General features: G+C 56.6%; 19 protein-coding genes and 1 tRNA gene. 8 read left to right on the top strand and 12 right to left on the bottom strand.

All coding sequences use genetic code 11. The features are described 5' to 3' along the window. Positions 1 to 80 precede the first annotated feature (80 nt). The 3 genes from ACIQVE_RS12385 to ACIQVE_RS12375 all read right to left on the bottom strand — a co-directional run bounded on the left by ACIQVE_RS12385 (position 81) and on the right by ACIQVE_RS12375 (position 7141). Entirely contained in the window at positions 81 to 1010 is a 930-nt protein-coding gene (locus tag ACIQVE_RS12385; protein WP_402808400.1) for an OmpA family protein, read from the bottom strand. Positions 1011 to 1244: 234 nt separating this feature from the next. After that, a complete protein-coding gene (locus ACIQVE_RS12380) occupies positions 1245 to 2066 on the bottom strand; it encodes an OmpA family protein (protein ID WP_402808397.1) in 822 nt (273 codons plus the stop codon). A gap of 125 nt (positions 2067 to 2191) precedes the next feature. After that, on the bottom strand, positions 2192 to 7141 hold the full coding sequence (locus ACIQVE_RS12375; RefSeq protein WP_402808394.1) for an Ig-like domain-containing protein: 4950 nt from the start codon (positions 7139 to 7141) through the stop codon (positions 2192 to 2194). A 556-nt stretch (positions 7142 to 7697) separates the two neighbouring features. Between ACIQVE_RS12375 and ACIQVE_RS12370 the strand changes: the two genes are divergently transcribed. Beyond that, a complete protein-coding gene (locus tag ACIQVE_RS12370) occupies positions 7698 to 8072 on the top strand; it encodes a cell wall hydrolase (protein WP_402808391.1) in 375 nt (124 codons plus the stop codon). An 88-nt stretch (positions 8073 to 8160) separates the two neighbouring features. On the opposite strand, the gene ACIQVE_RS12365 is transcribed toward ACIQVE_RS12370, so the two are convergent. Together ACIQVE_RS12365 and ACIQVE_RS12360 are read right to left on the bottom strand one after the other, a co-directional pair. After that, a complete protein-coding gene (locus tag ACIQVE_RS12365) occupies positions 8161 to 8478 on the bottom strand; it encodes a hypothetical protein (protein ID WP_402808388.1) in 318 nt (105 codons plus the stop codon). Positions 8479 to 8546: 68 nt separating this feature from the next. Further along, a complete protein-coding gene (locus ACIQVE_RS12360; RefSeq protein ID WP_402808386.1) occupies positions 8547 to 9206 on the bottom strand; it encodes a LuxR C-terminal-related transcriptional regulator in 660 nt (219 codons plus the stop codon). Positions 9207 to 9612: 406 nt separating this feature from the next. On the opposite strand from ACIQVE_RS12360, the gene ACIQVE_RS12355 reads away from it, so the two are divergent. The 4 genes from ACIQVE_RS12355 to aqpZ all read left to right on the top strand — a co-directional run bounded on the left by ACIQVE_RS12355 (position 9613) and on the right by aqpZ (position 13579). After that, on the top strand, positions 9613 to 11154 hold the full coding sequence (locus ACIQVE_RS12355) for a catalase (RefSeq protein WP_402808384.1): 1542 nt from the start codon (positions 9613 to 9615) through the stop codon (positions 11152 to 11154). A gap of 58 nt (positions 11155 to 11212) precedes the next feature. Next, positions 11213 to 12037: a mechanosensitive ion channel family protein gene (locus ACIQVE_RS12350; protein WP_402808382.1), complete on the top strand. Its 825-nt coding sequence runs from the start codon at positions 11213 to 11215 to the stop codon at positions 12035 to 12037. A gap of 28 nt (positions 12038 to 12065) precedes the next feature. Continuing rightward, entirely contained in the window at positions 12066 to 12527 is a 462-nt protein-coding gene (locus ACIQVE_RS12345; protein ID WP_402808379.1) for a histidine kinase, read from the top strand. A gap of 353 nt (positions 12528 to 12880) precedes the next feature. After that, positions 12881 to 13579, top strand: a complete 699-nt coding sequence (gene aqpZ, locus ACIQVE_RS12340) for an aquaporin Z (protein ID WP_402808378.1) — start codon at positions 12881 to 12883, stop codon at positions 13577 to 13579. A gap of 124 nt (positions 13580 to 13703) precedes the next feature. On the opposite strand, the gene ACIQVE_RS12335 is transcribed toward aqpZ, so the two are convergent. From ACIQVE_RS12335 to ACIQVE_RS12320, 4 genes are all read right to left on the bottom strand, one after another. Then, positions 13704 to 14120: a C40 family peptidase gene (locus ACIQVE_RS12335; protein WP_402808446.1), complete on the bottom strand. Its 417-nt coding sequence runs from the start codon at positions 14118 to 14120 to the stop codon at positions 13704 to 13706. Positions 14121 to 14633: 513 nt separating this feature from the next. Beyond that, the gene (locus ACIQVE_RS12330) at positions 14634 to 14966 is read right to left on the bottom strand and encodes a type II toxin-antitoxin system HicB family antitoxin (RefSeq protein WP_402808376.1); all 333 of its coding nucleotides are present in this window, start codon (positions 14964 to 14966) and stop codon (positions 14634 to 14636) included. Further along, positions 14963 to 15217 carry a type II toxin-antitoxin system HicA family toxin gene (locus ACIQVE_RS12325; RefSeq protein ID WP_402808374.1) on the bottom strand — a complete coding sequence of 85 codons (255 nt, stop codon included), beginning with the start codon at positions 15215 to 15217 and terminating at the stop codon, positions 14963 to 14965. Before ACIQVE_RS12325 ends, ACIQVE_RS12330 begins: the two co-directional genes overlap by 4 nt. A gap of 516 nt (positions 15218 to 15733) precedes the next feature. Beyond that, positions 15734 to 15823 (bottom strand) — tRNA-Ser (locus tag ACIQVE_RS12320). 294 nt (positions 15824 to 16117) lie between these two features. On the opposite strand from ACIQVE_RS12320, the gene ACIQVE_RS12315 reads away from it, so the two are divergent. The 3 genes from ACIQVE_RS12315 to ACIQVE_RS12305 all read left to right on the top strand — a co-directional run bounded on the left by ACIQVE_RS12315 (position 16118) and on the right by ACIQVE_RS12305 (position 18851). After that, on the top strand, positions 16118 to 16807 hold the full coding sequence (locus ACIQVE_RS12315) for a crotonase/enoyl-CoA hydratase family protein (RefSeq protein WP_402808371.1): 690 nt from the start codon (positions 16118 to 16120) through the stop codon (positions 16805 to 16807). A 215-nt stretch (positions 16808 to 17022) separates the two neighbouring features. Next, positions 17023 to 17745 carry a 1-acylglycerol-3-phosphate O-acyltransferase gene (locus ACIQVE_RS12310; protein WP_402808369.1) on the top strand — a complete coding sequence of 241 codons (723 nt, stop codon included), beginning with the start codon at positions 17023 to 17025 and terminating at the stop codon, positions 17743 to 17745. A 134-nt stretch (positions 17746 to 17879) separates the two neighbouring features. Continuing rightward, positions 17880 to 18851: a magnesium and cobalt transport protein CorA gene (locus tag ACIQVE_RS12305; RefSeq protein ID WP_402808367.1), complete on the top strand. Its 972-nt coding sequence runs from the start codon at positions 17880 to 17882 to the stop codon at positions 18849 to 18851. Between the two features lie 108 nt (positions 18852 to 18959). On the opposite strand, the gene ACIQVE_RS12300 is transcribed toward ACIQVE_RS12305, so the two are convergent. From ACIQVE_RS12300 to ACIQVE_RS12290, 3 genes are all read right to left on the bottom strand, one after another. After that, positions 18960 to 19682: an amidotransferase gene (locus ACIQVE_RS12300; protein WP_402808364.1), complete on the bottom strand. Its 723-nt coding sequence runs from the start codon at positions 19680 to 19682 to the stop codon at positions 18960 to 18962. A 92-nt stretch (positions 19683 to 19774) separates the two neighbouring features. Beyond that, the gene (locus ACIQVE_RS12295; protein ID WP_402808361.1) at positions 19775 to 21919 is read right to left on the bottom strand and encodes a 3-hydroxyacyl-CoA dehydrogenase NAD-binding domain-containing protein; all 2145 of its coding nucleotides are present in this window, start codon (positions 21917 to 21919) and stop codon (positions 19775 to 19777) included. 24 nt (positions 21920 to 21943) lie between these two features. Beyond that, positions 21944 to 23149, bottom strand: a complete 1206-nt coding sequence (locus ACIQVE_RS12290) for an acetyl-CoA C-acetyltransferase (protein WP_402808358.1) — start codon at positions 23147 to 23149, stop codon at positions 21944 to 21946. Positions 23150 to 23393 lie beyond the last annotated feature (244 nt).

Here is a 23393-nt window from a genome sequence, read left to right as displayed (position 1 = left end):
GAATGAGACATGTCCCAAAAGCGCGCGGGGCTGGGTATTTGCCGGGGCTGGATGGACCGACACGCCAGTGCTCCATGCGATTACTTCTCCACTGGCCGCCCCAGCTCAACCTTCACCACCACCCGCCGGTTCGGTGCATAGCAGGCGATCTGCTGCACCCGATTGCCATAACAGCTGAACACCACCGGCTCGCGATTCCCCGCGCTGGCGGCGCTGATCACCGAATCGGGAATCCCGCCGGCAATCAACAATTCGCGCAAGGTATCGGCCCGCAGTTGCCCCAAGTGCTGGTTCTTCGCCTCGTCACCAATCGGGTCGGTATGCCCCACCACTTGCACATGGCGGATCTGCGCATCGTCGCGGTGCAGCTCATCGATCAACTCGCGGACAGCCTCGCGCCCAGCCGCCGAGATGTCGTCGCTGGCGGATTTGCCAAAGGCGAACAACACATCGCTGGACAGCTCGTAATGTTTGAAGCGCGATTCATCCACCAGATAGTCGTAATGCCGGCAGGCTTCGATGGATGCCGCCCGGGACAACGCATGCGCCTGCATCCGCGACGTCACCAATTCACGCTCGGCCTCTTCACGCTTGATCGGCTGCGGGAAGGTGTTGCCATCCTCGCGCACCCGCAGGTAATAGGTTTTGCCGCCCTGCAACGACGCCTGATACAAGTCGCTGCGCTTGCCTTTGTAGTCTGGCGTGTCGTCCAGATACGCACCCAACGTGTGGGAACCGGGGGCCAGGCAGAAAGTGGAATAACCGCCCGGCAACAGGCCGGTGTGAAATTCACGGTCGACATAAACGTGGGCTGAGCCTTGACGCTGCACCCCTGCCTGAAGACGGTAATACACCACTTGCGCCTGGTCTTCGCCGATTGGCGGGACGGGGACGTAAGTGGCATCAAAGACCTTGCCCGGCACAGTGCCGGCCGGTGCAGCCAGTACAGGGCTGGCGAGCAATGCCACGCTCAACAGCATGGCGGTTGGTTTTCTGCTTGGTAAAAACATGGGCGTGACTCCGCCGAGAGCACCGAGAAACCGGCGCTGATCATTTTATTGGCAAAAAAAACCGCAACTGCGCGGCAGCTGCGGCAAAGGAAGGGAAGCCCGAAAGCTCCCCTGGAGCAGTACGCAGATCAGGTATTACTGGCCGCTTACATCCACACGCACGACAACCCGGCGGTTTGGCGCGTTGCACGCCACTTGTTCGGCCCGGCTGCCGGAGCACTCGTCGGTGACCGGCTAGCTGCTACCGGCGCTGCGGGTGGTGACCGAGGTCGGTGGCAAGCCGCCATCGACCAACAGACGACGCACAGTTTGCGCACGCTTGAGGCCCAGCACCTGGTTAGACATATAGGAACCGACAGCGTCGGTATGGCCCACCACTTCGATGCGCTCGAGCTTGGCGTGTTCGCGGTGCAACTGAGCGATCAGCTCGCTGATCGCGGCACGGCCCTTGTGGCTGATGTCCTGGTAACCGGACTTGCCGAAGGCGAACAGTACGTCGCCGGACAGTGCATAGTCCTTGAACTGCGCGGCTTGCATCGGCAGGTTGTTGCACATCTGCACCTTGGACGCGCGAGACAGCGCCTGCATCTGGGCGCGACTGCCGACCAGATCGCGTTCGGCCTCTTCGCGGGTCACGGCTTGCGGCGCGCCGCTGCCGTTTTCACGAACCTTCAGGAAGTAGGTTTTGCCGCCCTCCAGGTTGGCCGAGTACAGGTCAACGTTTTTGCCTTTGTAGCCCGGTGCGTCACCAAGGTAGGCACCCAGGGTGCGACTGCCCGGTACGACGCAGAACGTGCTGTAACCGCCCGGCAACAGGCCGGTGTGGAACTCGCTGTCGACGTAGACGTGGGCGGCGCCCTTGGGTTGACCAACGCTGCTGGAGCGGTAGTAAACCACCTGAGCCTGGCCATCGGAGACCGGGGCGACAGCGCTGTAAGTGTTGCCGAATACCTGACCGGCAACGGTGCCGGCCATGGTGTCCGCCGCGGCGAAAGGCGCGGCGCAAAGGGCTGCGGCAAACACCGCGGCACAGAGTGTGTTGTTACGCTTGAACATGATCAAAACTCCACCGCGAACACCTTGTGATGCCCGCAGTCATTGATTTGGATTGAGGCTGGCACGAACCAACCGATTGGCAGCGCGAGCCGTACACAAGCAGAGCCTGCGCACGGCCTTCGCGTTTACACCAGGTTGGTAGTGACCCCGTCCTGAACCAGCAACTGAGCATCGAGGTTCGAGTGTTGGAACACGTTGTACGTCACACCCTCGACCGTGACCTGACCCATGCCTGCCCAGTCACCCGGATCGGTGCCGTCGCCCAGCAAATCGTCCAGATTGACCACGTCGCCGGCGTTGCCTTTGACGACCATCTGTACGGTCTCGTCCGTGGTGAACAGCGAGCCTTCGCCCAGTTCCAGCACGTCGCCCAAGGACAGGTTCAACGTGTTGTTGCCGGTGCCGGTGAGGTCGATGATTTCGATCGATTCCAGTTTGCCGGCGATGGCGCCCAGATCGAGAGCTTGATCGGCGCCGGTGAGGGACAAGGTATCAACACCAGCGTTTCCCTTGATACCAGATAAGTTATTCAAATTCGAAACATCAGAAATTGAGAAAACATTATTTTCCCCACCGCCAAAATATGTTCCACCACCATTATTGACTTCCTGATTAGCCAGCGGAGAAACTTCAAATCCAGAATTTTCGAAACTTAAATTATCAATAACGATTGAGTCGGTAACACCTAAAATAAGAGACATATCCCACTGAAAGCTAGAAAAAGAAATCCCAGGAGGCATATCAATTTCTATAAGGAATTCAGATGGAGCGCCAGCATTCCATTGCGTAGTCGTATGGGTATGAACCACGTCGCCAGCATCATTATAAAATATAATAGTATGAGGAGCTTGAGAGTCGAGCATATTGAACCTAACCCTGGTAGCTGTAGCTCCCCCATCAAGAGCGACAGTAAAATCACTCTGAGCTAAAATCCCCACACCATGACGGGAGCTATGACTTGCTCCGTCCACAAACCCTGTAGGCCATCCGGCACTAACGCTGCCCCCATCGTTTGTCAATGTCAAGATACCTGTACTGGCGCTTTCATTTACAGCCAAATTCACAGGCGTAGCAGTTGAAAAATCCTCTTCGAGTATTATCCTGGATAAGTAGCTGGAAACGTTTCCTGTTTGATCGACTATGGCCGCACCGTAGGTAACACTCGCACCAACTTCTGCGATTATATCTGCAGGTATCGCTAGACTTACTTCGCCGGCAACTAAATCAGCCTCTGTCAATTCATAGTCAAACCTGTACTCACCAATTAGCACATTGACTTTGTCGCCAACCGACAGATTTGTTGAATCAAATTCAACTTCGATAAAGTCGCCATTCCGGAATACCGAATTTGGCGTAGCTGGCGCAACGCTATCCAAGCTAACGCTCTGACTGGTGGTATTATTATTCCCCGCCGCATCCACGACGCGGGTCTGAATAGTCCAGTCGCCGGCATGGCTGCTCTTATCGATGAAGTTCCAAGTATCATCAGCATTTATCAGCACATCGAGCCAGGTCGCGCCACCGTCGGTGGACACCTGCACTTTCTCGCCAGCTACCAACGCCGCCGTCAACGAACCCTGAATCAAACGCCCGGCACTGCCGTCGTTAGTGACAAAGTCACCGCTGTCGGTGCCGCTGTCTTTGCCCATGCTCTCGACAACCGCCGAGGTGGTCGGGGCGTCGGTGTCGATGATGATGGTCCAAGGCGCAGACGGTGCACTCTGGTTGCCGGCCGGGTCCTGAGCAATAACGTCGAACTCGTTGGTCGAACCATTGTTCAGCGGCGGGTTCGGCGTGAAGCTCCAACTGTTATCCGGTTGAACGGTTGCGCGACCGATTTCAACGCCATTGTTGCGGATGATGATGGTGTCACCCGCCACACCGGTACCAGCCAGGGTCGGCGTTGTATCGTCGGTGGTGGCACCGTCAGCCAGTGGGTCCTGAATAGCGCCCACATCGTCGCGGATCTCGTCGATAGTCGGTGCGGCCGAAGGCGTCAGGTCGACTTCCAGATTGAAGTCGCCCGTCAACGGGCTTTCACCACCGGCCGGGGTCACAACGCTGGCGTTGAAGACATAGTTGCCTTCGGCCAACGGCGGGGCAAAGGTGTACTCCCACCGCCCAAGGGCACTGACTGGCACGCCGGCCTGATGCAATACACCATCAAGGTAGATGTTGACCGTCGAGCCCGGAGTCGCTTGGCCGGTCAGGGTTGGCGTGGAGTCATCGGTAACACTGCCGCTGGCCAGCGGATCCTGGTTCGGCCCCACGTTGTCCAGCACTTGCTCGATGCTGATAGCCACGGCACTGGTATCGACGGTGAAATCGATCGGTGTGCTTTGCGGGCTGCGGTTGCCTGCGTTGTCGACGACTTCGGTGCTGAAGCTGTGGGCGCCATCGGTCAACGGCGGCGCCGGTGTGAAGTTCCAGTTACCACTGCCATCCACCGGTACACGACCGATCTCGACACCGTTGTCATAAATGATCAGCGTGGTGTTGGGCTCAGCCGTGCCGCTGAATGTCGGGGTGTTGTCATCGGTGGTATCACCACTGGTAATCGGATCAGTGATCGGCCCGACATTATCTTCCAGCACGCTGGCATCGGCCGCGGCTGGGGGCGTGGTGTCGACATTGATCGGATATTCGCCGGTCGGAGCACTTTCATTGCCGGCCGCGTTGGTGGCGGTGGCGGTCAGGTTGGTCAGGCCCTCAGGGAGCGGCGGGTTCGGAATAATGCTCCAGCGACCCGATGCATCAATAGTATTGGCCGTACCGACTGCAACACCATTGGCGTAGAGGGTGACGGTCGAAGGATGCGCTGCGGTGCCGGTGACCTCAGGTTGGGTATCGTTGGTGCTCTCGCCCGGCATGATGTTGCCCAGATCGTCAGCCACGTCATCGGTAACACCGGTAATGGCCGGTGCGGGTGGCGAACCACCAGCCACCAGATCGAAGTCGACGTTGTTCGACGGATCACTGATATTACCGGCGGTATCCTCAGCCTTCGCGGTGAGATCGTGCGGACCATTGAGCAGCGGTGGTACCGGAGTGAAGTTCCAGCTACGGTCCGGGTTGGCGGTGGTGCGGCCGATTTCGACGCCGTTATCGTAGATGATGACGGTGCTGCCGGCCTCGGCGGTACCGCTGATGACCGGCTGGGCATCGTCCGTGGTATCGCCAGGATTGATCGGGCCAGTGGTTGCGCCCTGATCATCGATCACGCTGTCGATGGTTGGCGCTGGTGGAGCAAGCGTGTCGACAATAATGATGTAAGGGTCGGACGGCTCGCTCGCGTTGCCCGCTGGATCAGTCACGATCACGGTGATCGGGTGCGGGCCATCGACCAGTGCCGGGTTCGGCGTGAATTCCCAGCTGCCATCGTCCTTGACGATGGTTTCGCCGATGACTACGCCGCCATCGATGATGGTGACTTTATCGCCTGGCACCAGGCCAACGCCGCCGATGGTCGGGGTGCCATCATCCGTGGTGCCGCCATTGCCGATGTCGCCCGTGATCGGGCCCACGTTGTCGATGGCTTCTTCGATGCCGCCGGTGCCAGCACCGGGCTTGGCCGGCGGGGTCTTGTCAACGATCACGATGTACGGATCGGACGGTTCGCTGACGCGATCCAGCGGGTCGGTGACGACAACGGTGATCGGGTGCGGCCCTTCAGACAGCGCCGGGTCTGGAGTGAACTCCCAGCGACCGTCTTCGCCCACGATGACTTCGCCGATGACAACACCACCATCAATGATGGTGACCTTGTCGCCTGGGTTCAGACCGCCGCCACTGAAGGTCGGGGTGTCGTCGTCAGTCACGCCGCCGTTGCCGATGTCGCCAATGATGGTGCCAACGTTGTCGAGCGCTTCTTCGATACCGCCAGTGCCGATGCCGGGTTTGCCCGGGCCGTCGGTGTCAACGATGATGATGTACGGGTCCGATGGCAGGCCCACGTTACCGGCTGCATCCTTGGCAACGGTGGTGAATTCGTAAGTGCCATCGGCCAGGGCCGGCGATGGGGTGTACGACCAGCTGCCATCAGGATTGACGGTGGTTTCGCCGATTTTTATGCCGTTGGCGTAGATTTCGAGTGTGGAGCCCGGCTCGGCCTTACCCCTAAGAGTCGGGGTGTTGTCGTCGGTCAAGCCATTTCGCGCAATCTCACCGTGCTGAGGACCGAAGTCGTCGGTGATCCCGTCAATCGAGGACTTGCCCGGTGCGGTGATGTCGACGATGAAATCGAACTCATCGGACGGCTTGCTGATGTTACCGTCCTTGTCTTTTTCGACCACGATAATCGAGTGCGAGCCCTCAGGCAGCGGCGTGGTCGGGGTGAAGGACCACTTGCCATCGTCACCCACGATAGCTTCGCCAATCGGCTTGCCGTTGTCTCTGATAATGATGGTGTTGCCGGGGGTACCCGTGCCAGTGAAGGTCGGAGTGGTGTCATCGGTAGAACCACCCTTGGTGATCGGACCTTGCTCATCGCCGACGTTATCGGTGGCGCCGCCCACGAAAGGCGTGTTGGGAGCGGGAGCAACCACGTTGTGGTTGTTATCTTTGTCATCGTCACGGGTGGCGGCGTAGATACCGCCCAGCAAACCCAGCGCGCCCAGACCCAACAGGGCCGGCCAGAACCAGCCGATGCCACTGCCGGCCACCAGGCCATTGCCAAAACCGGCCAGTTCCTGGGAGCCCAGTACTTGCGGTGCGTCAACGCCTTCGATGAGGAAAGCAGCAGAGCGGTCCTGTTCGGCGTCGGAGGAGATGTAAGGGTAGTAAGAGCCGTCTTCAGCGATACCCACCAACTGGCCGCCACTGCCTTCGAAGTCTTCGATGATCAGCTGTGGTTGATCCGGATCACTGCCTTCCAGGGCGACGTGCAGGTCTTTGCCCACACGCTTGATGGTGATGTTTTCCGGCGCGATGCCTTTTTCACCTTCACCCAGGATGTAGTGGCCGCCTTGTACCGCTTTGATACGGATTGGCTGGCCATTTTTGACGGTGGAAAGTTCCACCGTTTGGGTAATCGTTTTGCCGTCTACTACGGCAACATTGACTGCGTTAGCGTTCACGTGTTCTGCCTTTAATTAGTCAGGTTGGTCGTTACACCGGTTAATCCGGCTCGCTGGTTAATCAACCAAGCCACTCCTGTTCAAGGAATTCTTGGGATGTAGGAATTCTCCTTAAATTGGCTTTTAGGCAATATAAGAACTGTCTCAAAACCCGGAACTGTGCTGTGGCGTGCGTTTTACTCACGGAGATGTTTTGAACTCAAAAAAAAAGCCCGCACAAGGCGGGCTTAAAACATCAGCAACTTAAAGTCAGCTTTACCCCTGGCAGGTAAAACAAGACTCTTCACACGTGAAACGGACAGTAGGCGTCCCCTCCCTGGGACAACTCAATCATGGACAACAAGACCTGCGACGTCTTTGAGACTTGTCCCAAAAACTATCGGCCCGTTGCATTTATTACATGAACTAAAACCTTGCCGCGTATTTGAGACATGTCCCATGGCTGCGTTATGACTCTATCTACAGACTCTATGGCGACGCGCGCCGCCAGCCATTGTCTGTAGACCCTGCGCGCCCTGAGTCCGAGTGGATTCCCCATTACGATCAGAGAGTTCTTATGCCACTGCAAAATGCATTGATGTGCCTGGCACTCAACATTTACCACGAGGCCCGCGGCGAACCGCTTGATGGGCAGATCGCTGTCGCCATGGTGACGATGAACCACGCCAACTGGCAGAGCGCCAACATTTGCCAGGTGGTGTATGAAAGGAAGCAATTTTCCTGGACCCATCGCGCAAACGACCACACCCCTCAGGAACCTGCGGCCTGGGCCAAAGCCAAGCGGGTCGCGAACCGGGTCATCGCCGGCCATCACGAGGACATGACCGACGGTGCAACGCACTTTCATGCCCGCGAGGTACGTCCTGTCTGGCGTCATTCATTGAAGAAGACCGCCACGATTGGCCAGCATGTTTTCTATGTGCCGCATTGAGCGACAGGTATTCACGCTTGGGGCAAGTTGAGCCGTCGCCAGGGCAAGCAAGCTTGCCCCACAAGGGTTTGGCGGCGGAGAAATCTGCTTACCCGAATGGAATGAGTGAAGGAGCAAACACGTAGGCGAGGGAATAAAGCCCCATCAGGAAAGAAGATGAGGACAGCAGAAAGAAAGAAAGCGTGTTCAGCACTGCGATGCTGACCGCCACGGTCGCCAGTTTGCGCGAACCATGGCGCACTGCCACAGCAGCCCCGTAGAGGGAGGCGACAACGCAAACCAGGCCGAAGACGGCCCCCAACGGATACGGCAGCGCAAGAATCGAAGGCACCAGAGGAATCATCAGCACCAAGGCGAAAACCTTGATGTTTACCGCTCGGCGGGCAGTCCGGTTTGTTTCGAGCATTGCGATCCGTTCCTTAGGCAGGCTTTAAAGCCAGCATTATCCGGGCGATTGATCAAGCGCGTAACCCATCAAGCTCCCAGCCGCGACAGTCTTCTGAACAAATCCATATCGTTTTTCACCCCAAGCTTGCGGTAAGCCGCCAGTTTCTGAGTACTCACCGTTTTCAAGCTTCGCTCGGATATTTCGGCAATACGTGTCACCGTCAGGCCACTGATGCACAGGCTCAGCACCTCCCTTTCGCGCCGAGACAACCCAGGATGGGAGAGCAACGCAACTTCGGCTTCGCCTATGTCAATGGGTGCATCTGGCACAACCGGATCTTCAGCCATCGCGATGCTGGCACACTGATAATGCTGGCCAGTTGCTAATAAACGAATGGCATAAACGCACACCTCGAGTGGTTCACGCTTACAGACGATACCGTGGCCCCCTATAGAGAGCAGCAACGTCGCCGTCGCCACACACGGCTCGGCAAGAAAAACGAGTATGCGAATTTCCGGGTGGTGGGCCACCATGGTTTTGATCAAGTGCTGGCCATTACTGTCTTGAAGCACATAGCCCATCAATAAAAGATCGATATTCCCATGCTCGGCGGCAGACAACGCATCACTGGCCCGGCTGTAAGTACCCGCCACTGAGATACCCGGCTGATCCGCCAAGTGCCAGTGCAGACCATAACGCACCACTTCCTGTTCATCGAGCACACCGACTCTGATCAAGCTCGACATTCGCTACCTCTTTATCCCGTGGATTCAATTGCATCCTTATCGGGCAAGCATAGGCCGCTCAGACTCACGAGAGAAACGACCCGTTAATTTTTAAGACAAATCTCAAACCTTTGCTAATTGCAAAATCCAAACATTGTAACGCTCAGGTTTAAATCAATGCCCGTTGAGAGCAGACGAGAGTAATCATGCAAACATCGTTATGCTTTAAGAACCGTCTCATACACGCATAAAAAACTGACCTACATTAGATCACTCAATTTGAGACCATTCTTACATTAACCGCACACCGTTCTGGTTGATGCTGGAAGCACAGTCATTATTTGGCGGACAAGCTGCTGCCACTGATCTCGGCGAAACTTCCTCGGGTTCACGACTGTTTCTTCTGCAAACACTTCTGGAGCCTTATATGTCGGCCAACTCTCGTCTGAATTTATTGTCCCCATTGCGATTACTGTGCCTGGTTACCACCAGCGCCCTGCCCTTTTCCATCCAGGCGGCCGACCTGACGCGAGACAACGGCGCGGCCGTCGGTGACAATCAGAACTCGCAAACTGCCGGCCCCAATGGCCCGGTGTTGCTACAAGATGTGCAGTTGATCCAGAAACTCCAACGCTTCGACCGCGAACGCATCCCGGAACGCGTAGTGCATGCGCGCGGCACAGGTGCCCACGGCGTGTTCACCGCCACTGACACCTTGAGCGACCTGACCAAGGCCGGGGTTTTCACCTCGGGCACAGTCACCCCGGTGTTCGTGCGTTTCTCATCGGTGGTCCACGGCAATCACTCGCCGGAAACCCTGCGCGACCCTCGCGGCTTCGCCACCAAGTTCTACACCGCCGATGGCAACTGGGATCTGGTGGGCAATAACTTCCCGACCTTTTTCATCCGCGACGCGATCAAATTCCCGGACATGGTTCACGCGTTCAAACCGGACCCACGCACCAACCTGGACGACGATTCCCGGCGCTTTGATTTCTTCTCCCACGTCCCCGAAGCCACCCGCACCTTGACCGAGCTGTATTCCAACGCCGGCATTCCCGCCAGCTACCGGGAAATGGATGGCAACGGCGTACATGCCTACAAGTTTGTCAACGCCAAGAACGACGTGCATTACGTCAAGTTTCACTGGAAGAGCCTGCAAGGCACTCGCAACCTGTCGCCTAAAGATGTGGCCAGCGTGCAAGGCGCCGACTACAGCCACATGACTCAGGATCTGGTCGCCAATATCAGCAAGGGCAATTTCCCGAAGTGGGATTTGTACGTGCAAGTGCTCAAGCCCGACGCGCTGGACAATTATGACTTCGACCCGCTGGACGCCACGAAGGTTTGGCCTGACGTGGCCATGCGCAAAGTTGGACAGATGGTGCTCAACCGCAACCCGGCCAACGTTTTTCTGGAAACCGAGCAGGTGGCCATGGCCCCTTCCAATTTGATTCCCGGCATAGAGCCGTCGGAAGATCGATTGTTGCAAGGACGACTGTTTTCCTACGCCGATACGCAGATGTATCGCCTGGGCAGCAACGCCATGCAACTGCCGATCAATGCCTCGAAAAACGCAGTCGACAACGGTAATCAGGATGGCGCAATGAATTCGGCCAGCACCACGGCCGGCGTCAACTACCAACCCAGCCGATTGCTGCCGCGCAAAGAAACCCCCACTGCTCGCTACAGCTCACTCACCCTGTCCGGAAGCACTCAACAGGTAAAAATCCAGCGAGAGCAGAACTTCAAGCAAGCGGGAGAACTGTATCGCTCGTTCAGCAGTAAAGAGCGCCAGGACCTGATCAACAGCTTCGGCGGCTCGCTGGCCAGTGCTGACGATGTGAGTAAACACCGCATCCTGTCATTTCTCTACAAGGCCGACCCGGAATACGGTGCCGGCGTCACCAAAGCCGCCAAAGGCGACCTGCTCCGCGTGCAAGCGCTGGCCGCCCATCTGGACGACTGAATAACCTGCTCGCTGCATCCCTGGGATGCAGCGGCGCGGTTGTAGAACGAGGTGATAAATGGATCTGGATATCAATCAACTGATTGCCCATACCGAAACGTGGCTGCCGGTTGTCCTGGAGTACGGCGCCAACGTGGCACTGGCCATCACGACACTGGCGGTGGGTTGGTGGCTGATCAGCACGGTGACCCGGCGGATCGGTACCGTACTGGGCAAACGCAGCGTCGATAAAACCTTGCAGGGTTTTGTCGGTAGTCTGGTCAATATCGCACTCAAGATCATGCTGATCATCAGTGTCGCGTCGATGATCGGTGTGCAAACCACCAGTTTTGTCGCTGCCCTCGGCGCGGCCGGTTTGGCGATTGGTCTCGCGCTACAAGGCAGCCTTTCCAATTTTGCCGGTGGCGTTCTGATCCTGCTGTTTCGCCCATTCAAGGCGGGCGACACGATTGAAGTCCAGGAGATCTATGGCACCGTTGATGCCATTCTTATTTTCCACACGGTCATTCTTACTCCTGACAACAAACGCGTCGTTGTCCCCAACGGGAGTTTGTCCAATGGCGTTATTGTGAATTTTTCCAGCGAACCACTTCGTAAAGTCGTGTTCGACGTGGGTGTGGATTACAGCACCAACCTGGATACCGCACGGCACGTTCTGTTGGGATTGTGTCAGGACGCAAGAATTCATCCAGACCCCGCCCCTCTGGTGGTCGTGACGGCCTTGGGCGAAAGCGCTGTGACGTTGTCACTGCGGGTGTGGGCGGACAACGCCGACTATTGGGACCTGATGTTTCTGTTCAATGAGAAAGCGCGCGATGCGCTGGGACAGCAAGGCATAGGAATCCCCTTTCCACAACGCGTTGTCACTGTCATTCAGGGCTGAACACCCGCCTCTTCACGGATAAATAATCATGCCCAATAAAGAACTGCGAATCATCATTGCAGACGCCCACCTGTCCAGGCGGATCCAGATTGAAAAGTCCCTCAACAGGCTCGGCTACTACAGAATACTGCCGGTTGAGTGCTGCACAGAATTAGCGAGTTTAAGTGACGCTTTCCAGATCACGTTTGATGTGCTGATCGCGAACAGGGATCTGATACGGGAAGCTGATAACAACTTGACTGCTACTTGTCAGATACTCGAAAACATCGACCACACGCTGCTCTACAGCAGTCAACAATCGCCGCTGATAATGACTTCACCGCTCTCAACCAAGATACACCTTACCCAGATTACTACCGTCCCCGATGACGAACTCATCGCAGACTTCATGGCCCGCATTGACCCACCATCGCCGTGGAAATGTTTGAAAAAAGTGGCTTGGCTAAAAAACACATACGCGATCAATAGCCAGTCACTTGCCAACAATTAAAGCGTAACTCGCATGCGTTGCACGGCTGGCCGAACGTACCCCAGAACGTCGGCACCACTCTTCATCTATTCAGGTAAACCTGCTACTCGAAGCGTTTTGGCAGACAGCCAAGCATAAAATCGCGCGTGCCGAACAATTAATATCTGCGAGCGAGGCTGACTCAAACGCCTACCAAGTTATCCACTCAATATGCAGACGACACACTGCATTCATATTATCGACTAGACTCGAAACAGCCAATCTATGAGCACCTTGAAGCATAGAGAAGCCCTCAGAAACCATCGCCAATGCAATGGCCGATCTGGTCATAAACCACGCACTAAGTTGTAGTTGTTCAACCAGAGGAAATAACGATGCAAAAAAAAATCTTCGCTGAGTTTTTGGGGACTTTCTGGCTGACTTTCGGGGGCTGTGGGAGCGCCCTGCTTGCCGCCGGATTTCCAATGCTGGGGATCGGATTCGCGGGGGTGGCACTGGCCTTTGGTCTGACCGTGCTAACCATGGCCTACGCAGTAGGGTCCATATCCGGTGGGCACTTCAATCCTGCCGTCACCATCGGTCTGTGGGTGGGTCGTCGCTTTCCCGCACACGATATCCTTCCCTACATTGGCGCCCAAGTCGTCGGTGCCATTGCTGCGGCGGCCGCGCTTTATCTCATTGCCAGTGGTAAGCCCGAGTTCACCACGGGTGGGTTTGCAGCTAACGGCTATGCGTCACTCAGCCCTGGTGGTTATAGCCTGTTCGCGGCACTTGTAACCGAAGTTATCGCAACGTTTTTCTTTGTGTTTATTATCATGAGAGTCACCGCCCCGGGCGCAATAGCAGGATTTGCGCCTATTTCCATCGGGCTTGCCTTGACGCTCATTCACTTGATATCGATACCCGTGACCAATACCTCGGTCAATCCTGCTCGAAGCACGGGGCCTGCTCTGTTTGCGGGTATGGTCTATCTGGAACAACTCTGGCTGTTCTGGGTCGCGCCGATTGCGGGCGGTGTACTGGGGGCATTGGCAGCACGCGTATTCGACAAACAAACACCTGCCGCTCAGTGACAATCTCATTCCTGTGAACCTGGTTCAGGCAAGGGGGTAGAACCTCGCGCTTGAACCAGAACGATCTTGACCGGAGCACTCGAAAGATGACGCCCCGTCACAGGGGTCACGCAGAGAACGGTAATTAATGAAACCGTTTAGCGGTATGGTAACTTTTATCCCAGTAATTATTGGACAGCGAGTCAATACGAATGCTTTTCCCTGTCCGGGGAGAGTGGATAAACCGATCATTACCAATATAGATGCCGACATGGTTCATGCGGCTGCGACCATTGTGTTTGAAAAACACCGCGTCGCCGGTTTTCAGGTTGTGCCGAGAAACCGTTTTGGCCTTGGACGACAACATCGAGGTTGTGGTCCGCGGAATACTAATCCCCGCTTCACTGCGAAAAAGATAAACCAGTAAACCACTGCAATCAAAACCTTTGCTGACAGAGGCGCCTCCCCAACGGTAGGGCGTGCCAATGAGTTCATGGGCGCGACCGATAACATTGTCGACACGCCTGGCGTTATCCAGACCTAAACTTGAAGCGTGACCCATGTATGACGTATTTATACTTTCCTTGTGCTTCGTTGACGCAAACAGGTAGTCGGAAAATAAATAAGTGATCAACAGGGTTAATGTAAGCTTTGCCACGATGTGTACCAGAAAGAGAATTTAAACAGCTGGAACACAATGGTATTTATCGAGGCATGCCCATCACATAGGATTTGTCTTAATCAAGATCAGTACGGGTGTTGGGCCGACGTACGGAAGTGATGCGCCTGGCAAGTTGAACGCACCCCCATCAACCGGGCTGAGCTTACCGATCGATTTCCTCACGCCCAGTAATTCGAAGACGTGCGCCAAAGCGGCGTACATAACCTCTGCTCAGTCGACGTCCTCCCCGCCGGCGCCCGAGAGAGTAACCGACGAAAGACGCGAGGACGCCCTGGGGCAGTTTTATGAGGTGAAAAAAAACCGCTCCAGCCGTAGCTGAAGCGGGTACTTGAAACAACTGATCTACGCGTGGCGTCTCTCCTGAAACGGACAACTCGCTCGCTAGAAATAATTCTAGGCGTGCGCCTCACGATCAAGAACGTCTGCTACCCATTGATTGATGCTCTTATGCGCTAGCTGTGCCTTCACCGCGACTGTTGCATGGAGTGCCGGCGCCAAGCGCAGGCTGAGATTACCCGAGTAGGGTTTTTGTGGTGCGCGACCCAGCTTGGCGCAGGTTTCGAGGTAGTCAGAAACAGCCTCATGAAAGGCCTTGCGCAGTTCTGCGACTGACTCACCGTGAAATCCGACGACATCTTTGATGCCCGCGATGTGGCCAACGAAAAGGCCGTCTTCGTCACTGTATTCAATTCGGGCGGCATAGCCGTTGTAGTTCATTACGTTCACGGGATGACTCCTGCTTGCTCAAGGAAAGCCCGCGCGTCACGCACTTGATAGGGCTTTGCTTCTTTGTCTGGGTGGGGTCGATGGAAGGTAGCGACCACACCATTCAATTCAAAACGCACTCGGGATCCATTGCCTTCGATAGTCTGGGCACCCGCTGCACCAAAAAAGGCCTCGATTCGAGACCATTCCAGTGAGCTGGGTACAGGCTTGGAGAATATGGCTTTGAGCGTACTGAGCTGTTTATTGTTCATGGTATTATATCATGATACCGCGAAAAAATTTGGTACCCGCGGTCCGACCGCAGCTACGTGAAGCAAGCCTTCGATAAAAAGAACGCCACCACCCGGGCCGGGAAGTGGCGTTTTTTGTATCAAAGCCCCACCGTCTGTTTGGCTCGGCAATCAGAATATCGAGTGACTCGGATGCAGGTTGTAGGCAAAATCCGCGAATTGCGTAAGGAAGCACGACTTACGTGCTTTTCGCAGGCAAGCGCGACGATTAATGATGTGGTGAAAGCCGTCACACCCAGCCCCAAACCAAAGATTGTGAAAGCCGCAAAATAGCGACTACTTCCTCTATGATTTTGGGTGAATGAATGGTGGTTGGACATGCTGATTATTCGCGCCCGGCCCCCTAAAGGCATGGAAACCCGAGACTTGGCCGGAATCGCATACTCCTGTCGATCCCATATCACCCTTTTTCAGACGCCAAAAACCACAAACCCCCGACTTTCTCTAGGAAAATCGGGGGTTTGTGTTTACTGAATGTGGCGGTGAAGGAGAGATTCGAACTCTCGATACAGTTTCCTGTATACACACTTTCCAGGCGTGCTCCTTAAGCCACTCGGACACTTCACCGTATCTCTTCAAACATGTTCTGTCTGTCGAGGCGCGCTAATGTAGTCGAAAGCTTTTCTGATGGCAAACTTTTTTCAGAATTTTCATGCGGTTAAGAGAAAAAGTGGATTTCCTGCCCGGCGGGCCATGGCAAACCGGCCAATCTCCGGTGACTGCTTCCCTTCTATATAGAAGCAGAATGGCTCACCACGCTGGCTACACCGGGAAACGGTGACTGGCGGGTCAGTCACGGCGCTTTACCTGGCCTGCGGTGGTGGGTAACGTCTGCCCATCTTTCTTACAAGGAATAGCGTCATGAGTGAGTTGATTTCCTACCACCTCGAAGACGGTATCGCGACCCTGACCTTGAGCAACGGCAAGGTCAATGCCATTTCCCCGGACGTGATTGCAGCGTTCAACGCGGCGCTGGATCAGGCAGTGACTGATCGTGCCATCGTGATCATCACCGGTCAGCCAGGCATTTTGTCCGGCGGCTATGATCTGAAAGTGATGACCGCCGGCCCGAAAGAAGCCGTGGCGCTGGTCACCGCGGGCTCGACGTTGGCCCGTCGCTTGCTCTCTCACCCGTTCCCGGTGATCGTTGCTTGCCCGGGTCATGCCGTGGCCAAAGGCGCGTTCATTCTGTTGTCTGCCGATTACCGCATCGGTGTCGATGGCCCGTTCAGCATTGGTCTGAACGAAGTACAGATCGGCATGACCATGCACCACGCCGGTATCGAGCTGGCGCGTGATCGTCTGCGTCGCACAGCGTTCCACCGCTCGGTGATCAACGGCGAGATGTTCGATCCGCAGAGCGCTGTGGATGCCGGTTTCCTCGACAAGGTGGTTTCTGCCGAAGAACTGCAAGGCGCCGCCCTCGCCGTCGCGCGTCAGTTGAAGAAGATCAACATGACCGCGCATAAGAACACCAAGCTAAAGGTGCGTAGGGCGCTGCTGGAAACCCTGGATAACGCGATCGTCCAGGATCAGGAGCATCTGGGTTAAGCCCGGCTCACGCGATAAAGAAAAGCCCGACCATCGTGTCGGGCTTTTTCTTGCGCGCTCGGTTGAGTAAGCCGTGGCTGCTCTAGGACGCGTCTGACAACCCAATCGGAAACATGCGCTTAAACATCGGCTATCTCCGGACTCTATAGAGGCAATTGCCGAAAACAGTGCACATCCGTACACTGCGCCACCTTTTGTGCCGGTGGGGCCTGAAAATGCTGTTCGTGTTTCGTATGTTGTTGATGGGCATGCACTTTATTCTGGCGGGTGTGCTTGGGGTGATCCTCGGGTTATGTCGTCCATTCAATCCTGACAACAGCCGTCTGTGCGCCCGCTTCTACGCTCTGCCGGCGATGTGTATTTTGCGTCTGCGAGTGAAATCCGACGTCAGCAGCTTGATAAACAAGCCCGACAGTTGCGTGATCATCGCCAACCACCAGTCCAACTATGATCTGTTCGTGTTCGGCAACGTGGTACCGCGCCGCACCGTGTGCATCGGCAAGAAGAGCCTGAAATGGGTGCCACTGTTCGGGCAATTGTTCTGGCTGGCGGGCAATGTGTTGATCGACCGTGGGAACGCGCAGAAAGCGCGCCAGTCGATGCTCACCACCACCAATACTCTGCAGAATGAAAAGACCTCGATCTGGGTATTCCCTGAAGGCACGCGCAACCTCGGCGAAGAGCTGCTGGCGTTCAAGAAAGGCGCGTTCCAGATGGCGATTGCTGCCGGTGTGCCGATCGTTCCAGTGTGCGTCAGCAGCTACGTCAAGCACATGCGCCTGAACCGTTGGCGCAGTGGGGAAATTCTCATACGCTCGTTGCCGGCAATTCCTACTGCCGGGCTGACCATGGACGACATGCCCATGCTCATTGAGCAATGCCGCGAGCAGATGCGCGAGTGCATCGAAACGATGGATCGGCAACTGCAAGCCACCTGAAAAGCAAACCCGCCCTGTGCGGGTTTTCTTTTGCCGGGTGAACTGTGCAGATTTCACTGACTCTCAAGCAGCGACACGGCTAAGCTTAGGCCTTGAATTCCCTGTTATCAGCCAAGAAGAAGTGAATCACCACCATGGGTCGAGTTGTTGCTGCTGCGGTGTACAGCGAGGGTAAGAAAGTCACCAATATTTCCCTTGATGAAGGCGCGGCCTGGGCCGCGAAGACCGGTCATTTTGTATGGATCGGCCTGGAAGAGCCGGACGCTCAGGAGCTGTCCAATTTGCAACGCCAGTTCAACTTGCACGAATTGGCCATCGAAGATGCCTTGGAAAAACACAGTCGACCGAAGCTGGAAACCTTTGGCGACGCTTTGTTTATCGTCACCTACTCGCCCATCCGCGAAAACGGCATTCTGCAGTTCATCGAAACCCATATCTTCGCCGGCAAGGGCTACATCATTACCGCGCGCAACGGCCACTCGGCGTCCTACGCCCATGTCCGCCAACGCTGTGAGGCGCGTCCGCTGTTGCTGGAGCATGGGGAAGATTTCGTACTTTATGCGCTGCTCGACTTTGTCATCGAAAACTATCAGCCCGTGGGCGAAGCGATCCACGCCGAGATTGATGAGCTGGAACGCAACGTGCTGTGCAGTGCGTTGAACGAACACGACATCCAGAAACTGCACGGCCTGCGCCGCGATGTGGTGCGCCTGCGCCGGTATGCGGCGCCGATGGTGGAGATCAGCGAGGAATTGCAGAAGCTGAGCTTCCCGTTCATCGACAAGAACATGCGCCCGTATTTCCGCGATGTGCAGATCCATGTAACGCGGCAAATGGAAGACCTCTCCACACTGGCCGACATCGCCAGCCAGACCATCGAGATTGGTGTGCTGCTGGAAGCGTCACGGCAGAGTGTGGTGCAGCGCAAGTTTGCCGCATGGGCGGCGATTCTGGCGTTTCCGACGGCAGTGGCGGGGATTTACGGGATGAATTTCCAGAACATGCCGGAGCTGACCTGGCATTACGGCTATTTTGGCGTTTTGAGTTTTATCACGGTGGGGTGTGTGAGTTTGTGGGCGAGTTTCAAGAAATCCGGGTGGTTGTAGCAGGAACCGAGTTGTCTGGAATAATCGCCAGCAGGCTGGCTCCCACATAGGTCTGTGCAACAACGCAGATTCACTGTGGGAGCCAGCCTGCTGGCGATGCTTTTAGCTTTAAACAGTTTCTGGCTTGTGCGCCACAAACCGCATCATCCATTCCGCGACCGTAGCGCCATGGTGTTCCAGCTCCAGGCTGGCCACGCCTTTGCTGTAAATCTGCGTACCCAAGGCTTCCTGACGCAACTCCAGCAATGCGCGCGAATAGTCGTGAATGAATTCCGGATGTCCCTGAAAGCACAGCACTTGGTCATTGATGTGATAAGCCGCGAACGGGCAGAAATCACTGGAAGCGATCACCGTAGCGTTTTCCGGTAGTGCGGTTACCTGATCCTGATGGCTGATCAGCAGCGTCAGCTCTTCACGCACCGGGCTCATCCACGGTGCCTTGGCCGCCAGTTTGTAGTTGTGGGTGCCGACGCCCCAGCCTTGCGTGGCGCGTTCACTCTTGCCGCCCAGCAACAGCGCCAGCAGTTGATGACCGAAGCACACGCCGAGCAGTTTGTCGCCACGCCCGTAACGGGTCAGCAGGTATTCCTTGAGGGTCTGGATCCACGGGTCGGTACCGAACGAATCGGCCTTGCTGCCAGTGACCAGATACGCATCGAACGTCAGGTCATCGCTCGGGTATTCACCCTGCATCACGTTGTACACAGTGAACTCGGCGGCAATCGGTTGCTGCGAGAACAGGCGCTGGAACATCTGCCCGTAACCCTGATATTGATCGACCAGTTCCGGACGCAGGATGTCGGTTTCCAGAATGCAGATGCGTAGCGACATAAAAAATACCTGACACATGATGGGAATAATGAACACCCCAGAGCCTGCCTTGAAACACCCTGGCAAGGCAAGCCCCGGAATGCTCTTCGCCGTTAGAACATTTCACCTTTTGCCGCTTTATCCAACAGCAGCGCTGGCGGCGCGAAACGCTCGCCATACTGTTCGGCCAGATACTGCGCGCGGGCGACAAAATCCTTTACCCCGTACTGGTTGATGAACTGCAACGCACCGCCGGTCCATGCCGCAAAACCGATACCGAAGATCGAGCCGACGTTGGCATCCGCCGTCGAGGTGAGCACGCCCTCCTCCACACAGCGCACGGTTTCGATGGCTTGCACGAACAGCAACCTGTCACGCACGTCCTTTGGCGAAATCTGCCCGTCAGCCTTCTCGAAGTGTGTCTTCAATTCAGACCACAAATGTTTCTGGCCGCCAGCCGGGTACTCGTAGAAACCGCCACCTGCCGCTTTGCCCGGACGCTTGTATTCGTTGAGCAGCAAGTCAATCACGGCGAATGCCGGGTGCTCAATCAGCGGTTTCCCTTCTGCTTGTAGGTCCTTGGCGGTTTGCTTGCGGATATGGCTCATCAGGCTGAGGGAAACTTCGTCGGAGATTGCCAGAGGCCCGACCGGCATCCCGGCTTTGCGCGCTTCGGTTTCGATCATCGGCGCACTTACGCCCTCACCGAGCATGGCGATGCCTTCATTGGTGAACGTGCCGAACACCCGCGAGGTGAAGAATCCGCGACTGTCGTTGACCACGATCGGCGTTTTCTTGATTTGCAGGACGAAGTCGAACCCGCGAGCAAGGGTTTCGTCGCTGGTTTTCGCGCCTTTGATGATTTCCACCAGCGGCATTTTTTCCACCGGGCTGAAGAAATGCAGGCCGATGAATTTGCTTTGATCAGGCACCGCCGTCGCCAGCCCGGTGATAGGTAAAGTCGAGGTATTGGAAGCAATCACCACGTCGGCGCCGACCACTTTCTGTGCCGCCGAAGAGACCTTCGCCTTGAGGTCGCGATCTTCAAAAACCGCCTCGATGATCAGATCGCAACCGGACAAATCAGCATCGTTTTCGCTGGGATGAATCCGCGCCAGCACTGCCTCACGCTGCGCCGCATCCATTTGGCCACGGGAGACTTTCTTGTCCAGCAACGCCGCCGAATGCGCTTTGCCCTTTTCGGCAGCAGCAAGGTTGATGTCCTTGAGTACGACATCGATACCCGCCGATGCGCTGACAAAAGCAATCCCCGCGCCCATCATCCCGGCGCCGAGCACGCCGACCTTGCGCGTAACAAATGGCGCAAAGCCCTGCGGCCGCGAGCCACCGGCGTTGATTTCGTTAAGCTGAAACCAGAACGTGCCAATCAGATTTTTCGAGATCTGGCCGGTGGTCAATTCCGTGAAGTAGCGGGTTTCAATCAGGTGCGCCGTGTCGAAATCCACCTGCGCGCCTTCCACCGCCGCACACAGAATTTTCTCTGGCGCCGGCAACGTGCCTTGGGTCTTGGTGCGCAGGATCGACGGCGCAATCGCCAACATCTGCGCAACTTTCGGATTCGACGGCGTGCCGCCAGGAATCTGATAACCCTTCACATCCCAACGTTGCACCGCCGTCGGATTGGCAACGATCCAGGCACGCGCCTTGGCCAGCAGTTCATCGCGATCGGCCGCCAACTCATCGATCAAACCAGCCTGCAACGCCTGTTGCGGACGGACCTTTTTGCCTTCGAGCAAATACGGCAGCGCCTTCTCAATCCCGAGCATGCGCACCATGCGCACCACTCCGCCACCGCCCGGCAACAGGCCGAGAGTCACTTCCGGCAGACCGAGCTGCACCGACGCATCGTCCAGTGCGACCCGGTGATGGCAGGCCAGACAGATTTCCCAACCGCCGCCGAGCGCCGCGCCATTGATGGCCGCGACCACCGGTTTGCCGAGGGTTTCCAGGGTGCGCAATTGCGCTTTGAGGGTCAGCACCATGTCGTAAAAAGCTTTGGCTTCAGGCTTGCCAACCTTTATCAACTCATTCAGGTCGCCGCCGGCAAAGAAGGTCTTCTTCGCGGACGTGATGATGACCCCGGCAATGTTGTCTTTTTCAGCCACAAGACGAGCGACGCAGGCGGCCATCGCCTCGCGGTACACGGCGTTCATGGTGTTGGCGCTCTGGCCCGGCATGTCGATGGTGAGGACGACAATGCCGTCCTGAACTTTTTCGTAACGAATGGCTTCGCTCATAACAAGGTTCCTTGAATTCTGGGCTCAGAGGCGTTCGATGATGGTGGCAATGCCCATGCCGCCGCCGACGCACAGCGTCGCCAGGCCATAGCGCAGGCGCCGGGCTTCCAGTTCATCGAGCAAGGTGCCGAGGATCGCGCAACCGGTGGCGCCGAGCGGATGACCCATGGCGATGGAGCCGCCGTTGACGTTTACCTTGTCTGGATCGACGGCCATGTCCTTGATGAACTTCAACACCACCGAAGCAAACGCTTCGTTGACCTCGAACAAGTCGATGTCTTCCACGCGCAGGCCGGCCTTCGCCAGCGCCTTGCGGGTGGCTGGCGCGGGGCCGGTGAGCATGATGGTCGGATCGGTGCTGGTCACTGCCGTGGCGACAATCCGCGCCCGTGGCTGCAAGCCCAGCGCCCGGCCCTTGGCTTCGGAACCGATCAGCATCAGCGCCGCGCCATCGACGATCCCGGAACTGTTGCCAGGTGTGTGTACGTGATTGATCCGTTCGACATGGCTGTAAACCCGCAGCGCCGTCGCATCGAAGCCCATCTGCCCCATCATTTCGAAACTCGGCTTGAGTTTGCCCAAACCCTCCAGGGTCGACTCGGCCCGAATGAACTCATCGTGATCAAGCAGGACGATGCCGTTCTGATCCTGCACCGGCACCAGTGACTTGTTGAACGAGCCATCGGCCCGCGCCCGCGCGGCTTTCTGTTGCGAGTGCAGCGCGTAGGCATCGACGTCCTGACGACTGAAGCCTTCGAGGGTGGCGATCAGGTCGGCGCCGACCCCTTGAGGGGTGAAGTGGCCGTGCAGGTTTGTCTGCGGATCCAGCGCCCAGGCGCCGCCATCGCTGCCCATTGGCACGCGGGACATCGACTCGACGCCGCCGACCACCACCAGATCTTCGAACCCCGAACGCACTTTCATCGCGCCGAGGTTCACCGCTTCCAGCCCCGAGGCGCAGAAGCGGTTGATCTGCACGCCTGCCACGCTGACGTCCCAATCGGCCACTTGCACCGCGGTCTTGGCGATGTCCGAGCCTTGATCGCCAATCGGCGTGACGCAGCCCAGCACCACGTCATCGACCTGGCTGGTGTCCAGCGACGTGCGCTGTTGCAGCGCAGTCAGCAACCCGGCCATCAGGTTCACCGGTTTGACGCTGTGCAGGGCACCATCGGCCTTGCCTTTGCCGCGCGGCGTGCGTAACGCATCGAAAATCAAAGCTTGGGTCATGACGTCCTCGAACCTGTGCGGTGAGTGAATTCTTGTGCTCCCACTCTTGGCCCGTGCGCTCAAGGATTCAATGACCACAGCGCTCAATGGTGTTGACGCACACGCTCAGACGGACGGTCATCAGACATCGGGTGAACCGGTTCAGGTCAGCGAGTTGTCTAGCAAGCGGGCGGCAACGGAACTGGCAATGCGCCTCATGCCTTTTTAATCGCTGATAGCTGCAAGCCCATATGAAATGGATCTA

Origin of the sequence: Pseudomonas sp. NPDC098747, assembly GCF_044760045.1 — a bacterium.
GTDB lineage: Bacteria > Pseudomonadota > Gammaproteobacteria > Pseudomonadales > Pseudomonadaceae > Aquipseudomonas.
The sequence above is the reverse complement of the archived record's forward strand: the minus strand, read 5'-3'. Positions and strand labels throughout refer to the sequence as shown.

Excerpts from the sequence above, each read along its gene's own strand:
- ACIQVE_RS12370 (WP_402808391.1), top strand. The coding sequence starts at position 7,698 with ATGCCACTGCAAAATGCATTGATGTGCCTGGCACTCAACATTTACCAC.
- ACIQVE_RS12355 (WP_402808384.1), top strand. The coding sequence starts at position 9,613 with ATGTCGGCCAACTCTCGTCTGAATTTATTGTCCCCATTGCGATTACTG.
- ACIQVE_RS12305 (WP_402808367.1), top strand. The coding sequence starts at position 17,880 with ATGGGTCGAGTTGTTGCTGCTGCGGTGTACAGCGAGGGTAAGAAAGTC.
- ACIQVE_RS12295 (WP_402808361.1), bottom strand. The coding sequence starts at position 21,919 with ATGAGCGAAGCCATTCGTTACGAAAAAGTTCAGGACGGCATTGTCGTC.
- ACIQVE_RS12290 (WP_402808358.1), bottom strand. The coding sequence starts at position 23,149 with ATGACCCAAGCTTTGATTTTCGATGCGTTACGCACGCCGCGCGGCAAA.
- ACIQVE_RS12365 (WP_402808388.1), bottom strand. The coding sequence starts at position 8,478 with ATGCTCGAAACAAACCGGACTGCCCGCCGAGCGGTAAACATCAAGGTT.
- ACIQVE_RS12310 (WP_402808369.1), top strand. The coding sequence starts at position 17,023 with ATGCTGTTCGTGTTTCGTATGTTGTTGATGGGCATGCACTTTATTCTG.
- ACIQVE_RS12300 (WP_402808364.1), bottom strand. The coding sequence starts at position 19,682 with ATGTCGCTACGCATCTGCATTCTGGAAACCGACATCCTGCGTCCGGAA.
- ACIQVE_RS12380 (WP_402808397.1), bottom strand. The coding sequence starts at position 2,066 with ATGTTCAAGCGTAACAACACACTCTGTGCCGCGGTGTTTGCCGCAGCC.
- ACIQVE_RS12345 (WP_402808379.1), top strand. The coding sequence starts at position 12,066 with ATGCCCAATAAAGAACTGCGAATCATCATTGCAGACGCCCACCTGTCC.
- aqpZ (WP_402808378.1), top strand. The coding sequence starts at position 12,881 with ATGCAAAAAAAAATCTTCGCTGAGTTTTTGGGGACTTTCTGGCTGACT.
- ACIQVE_RS12385 (WP_402808400.1), bottom strand. The coding sequence starts at position 1,010 with ATGTTTTTACCAAGCAGAAAACCAACCGCCATGCTGTTGAGCGTGGCA.
- ACIQVE_RS12360 (WP_402808386.1), bottom strand. The coding sequence starts at position 9,206 with ATGTCGAGCTTGATCAGAGTCGGTGTGCTCGATGAACAGGAAGTGGTG.
- ACIQVE_RS12325 (WP_402808374.1), bottom strand. The coding sequence starts at position 15,217 with ATGAACAATAAACAGCTCAGTACGCTCAAAGCCATATTCTCCAAGCCT.
- ACIQVE_RS12350 (WP_402808382.1), top strand. The coding sequence starts at position 11,213 with ATGGATCTGGATATCAATCAACTGATTGCCCATACCGAAACGTGGCTG.
- ACIQVE_RS12315 (WP_402808371.1), top strand. The coding sequence starts at position 16,118 with ATGAGTGAGTTGATTTCCTACCACCTCGAAGACGGTATCGCGACCCTG.
- ACIQVE_RS12335 (WP_402808446.1), bottom strand. The coding sequence starts at position 14,120 with ATGGGTCACGCTTCAAGTTTAGGTCTGGATAACGCCAGGCGTGTCGAC.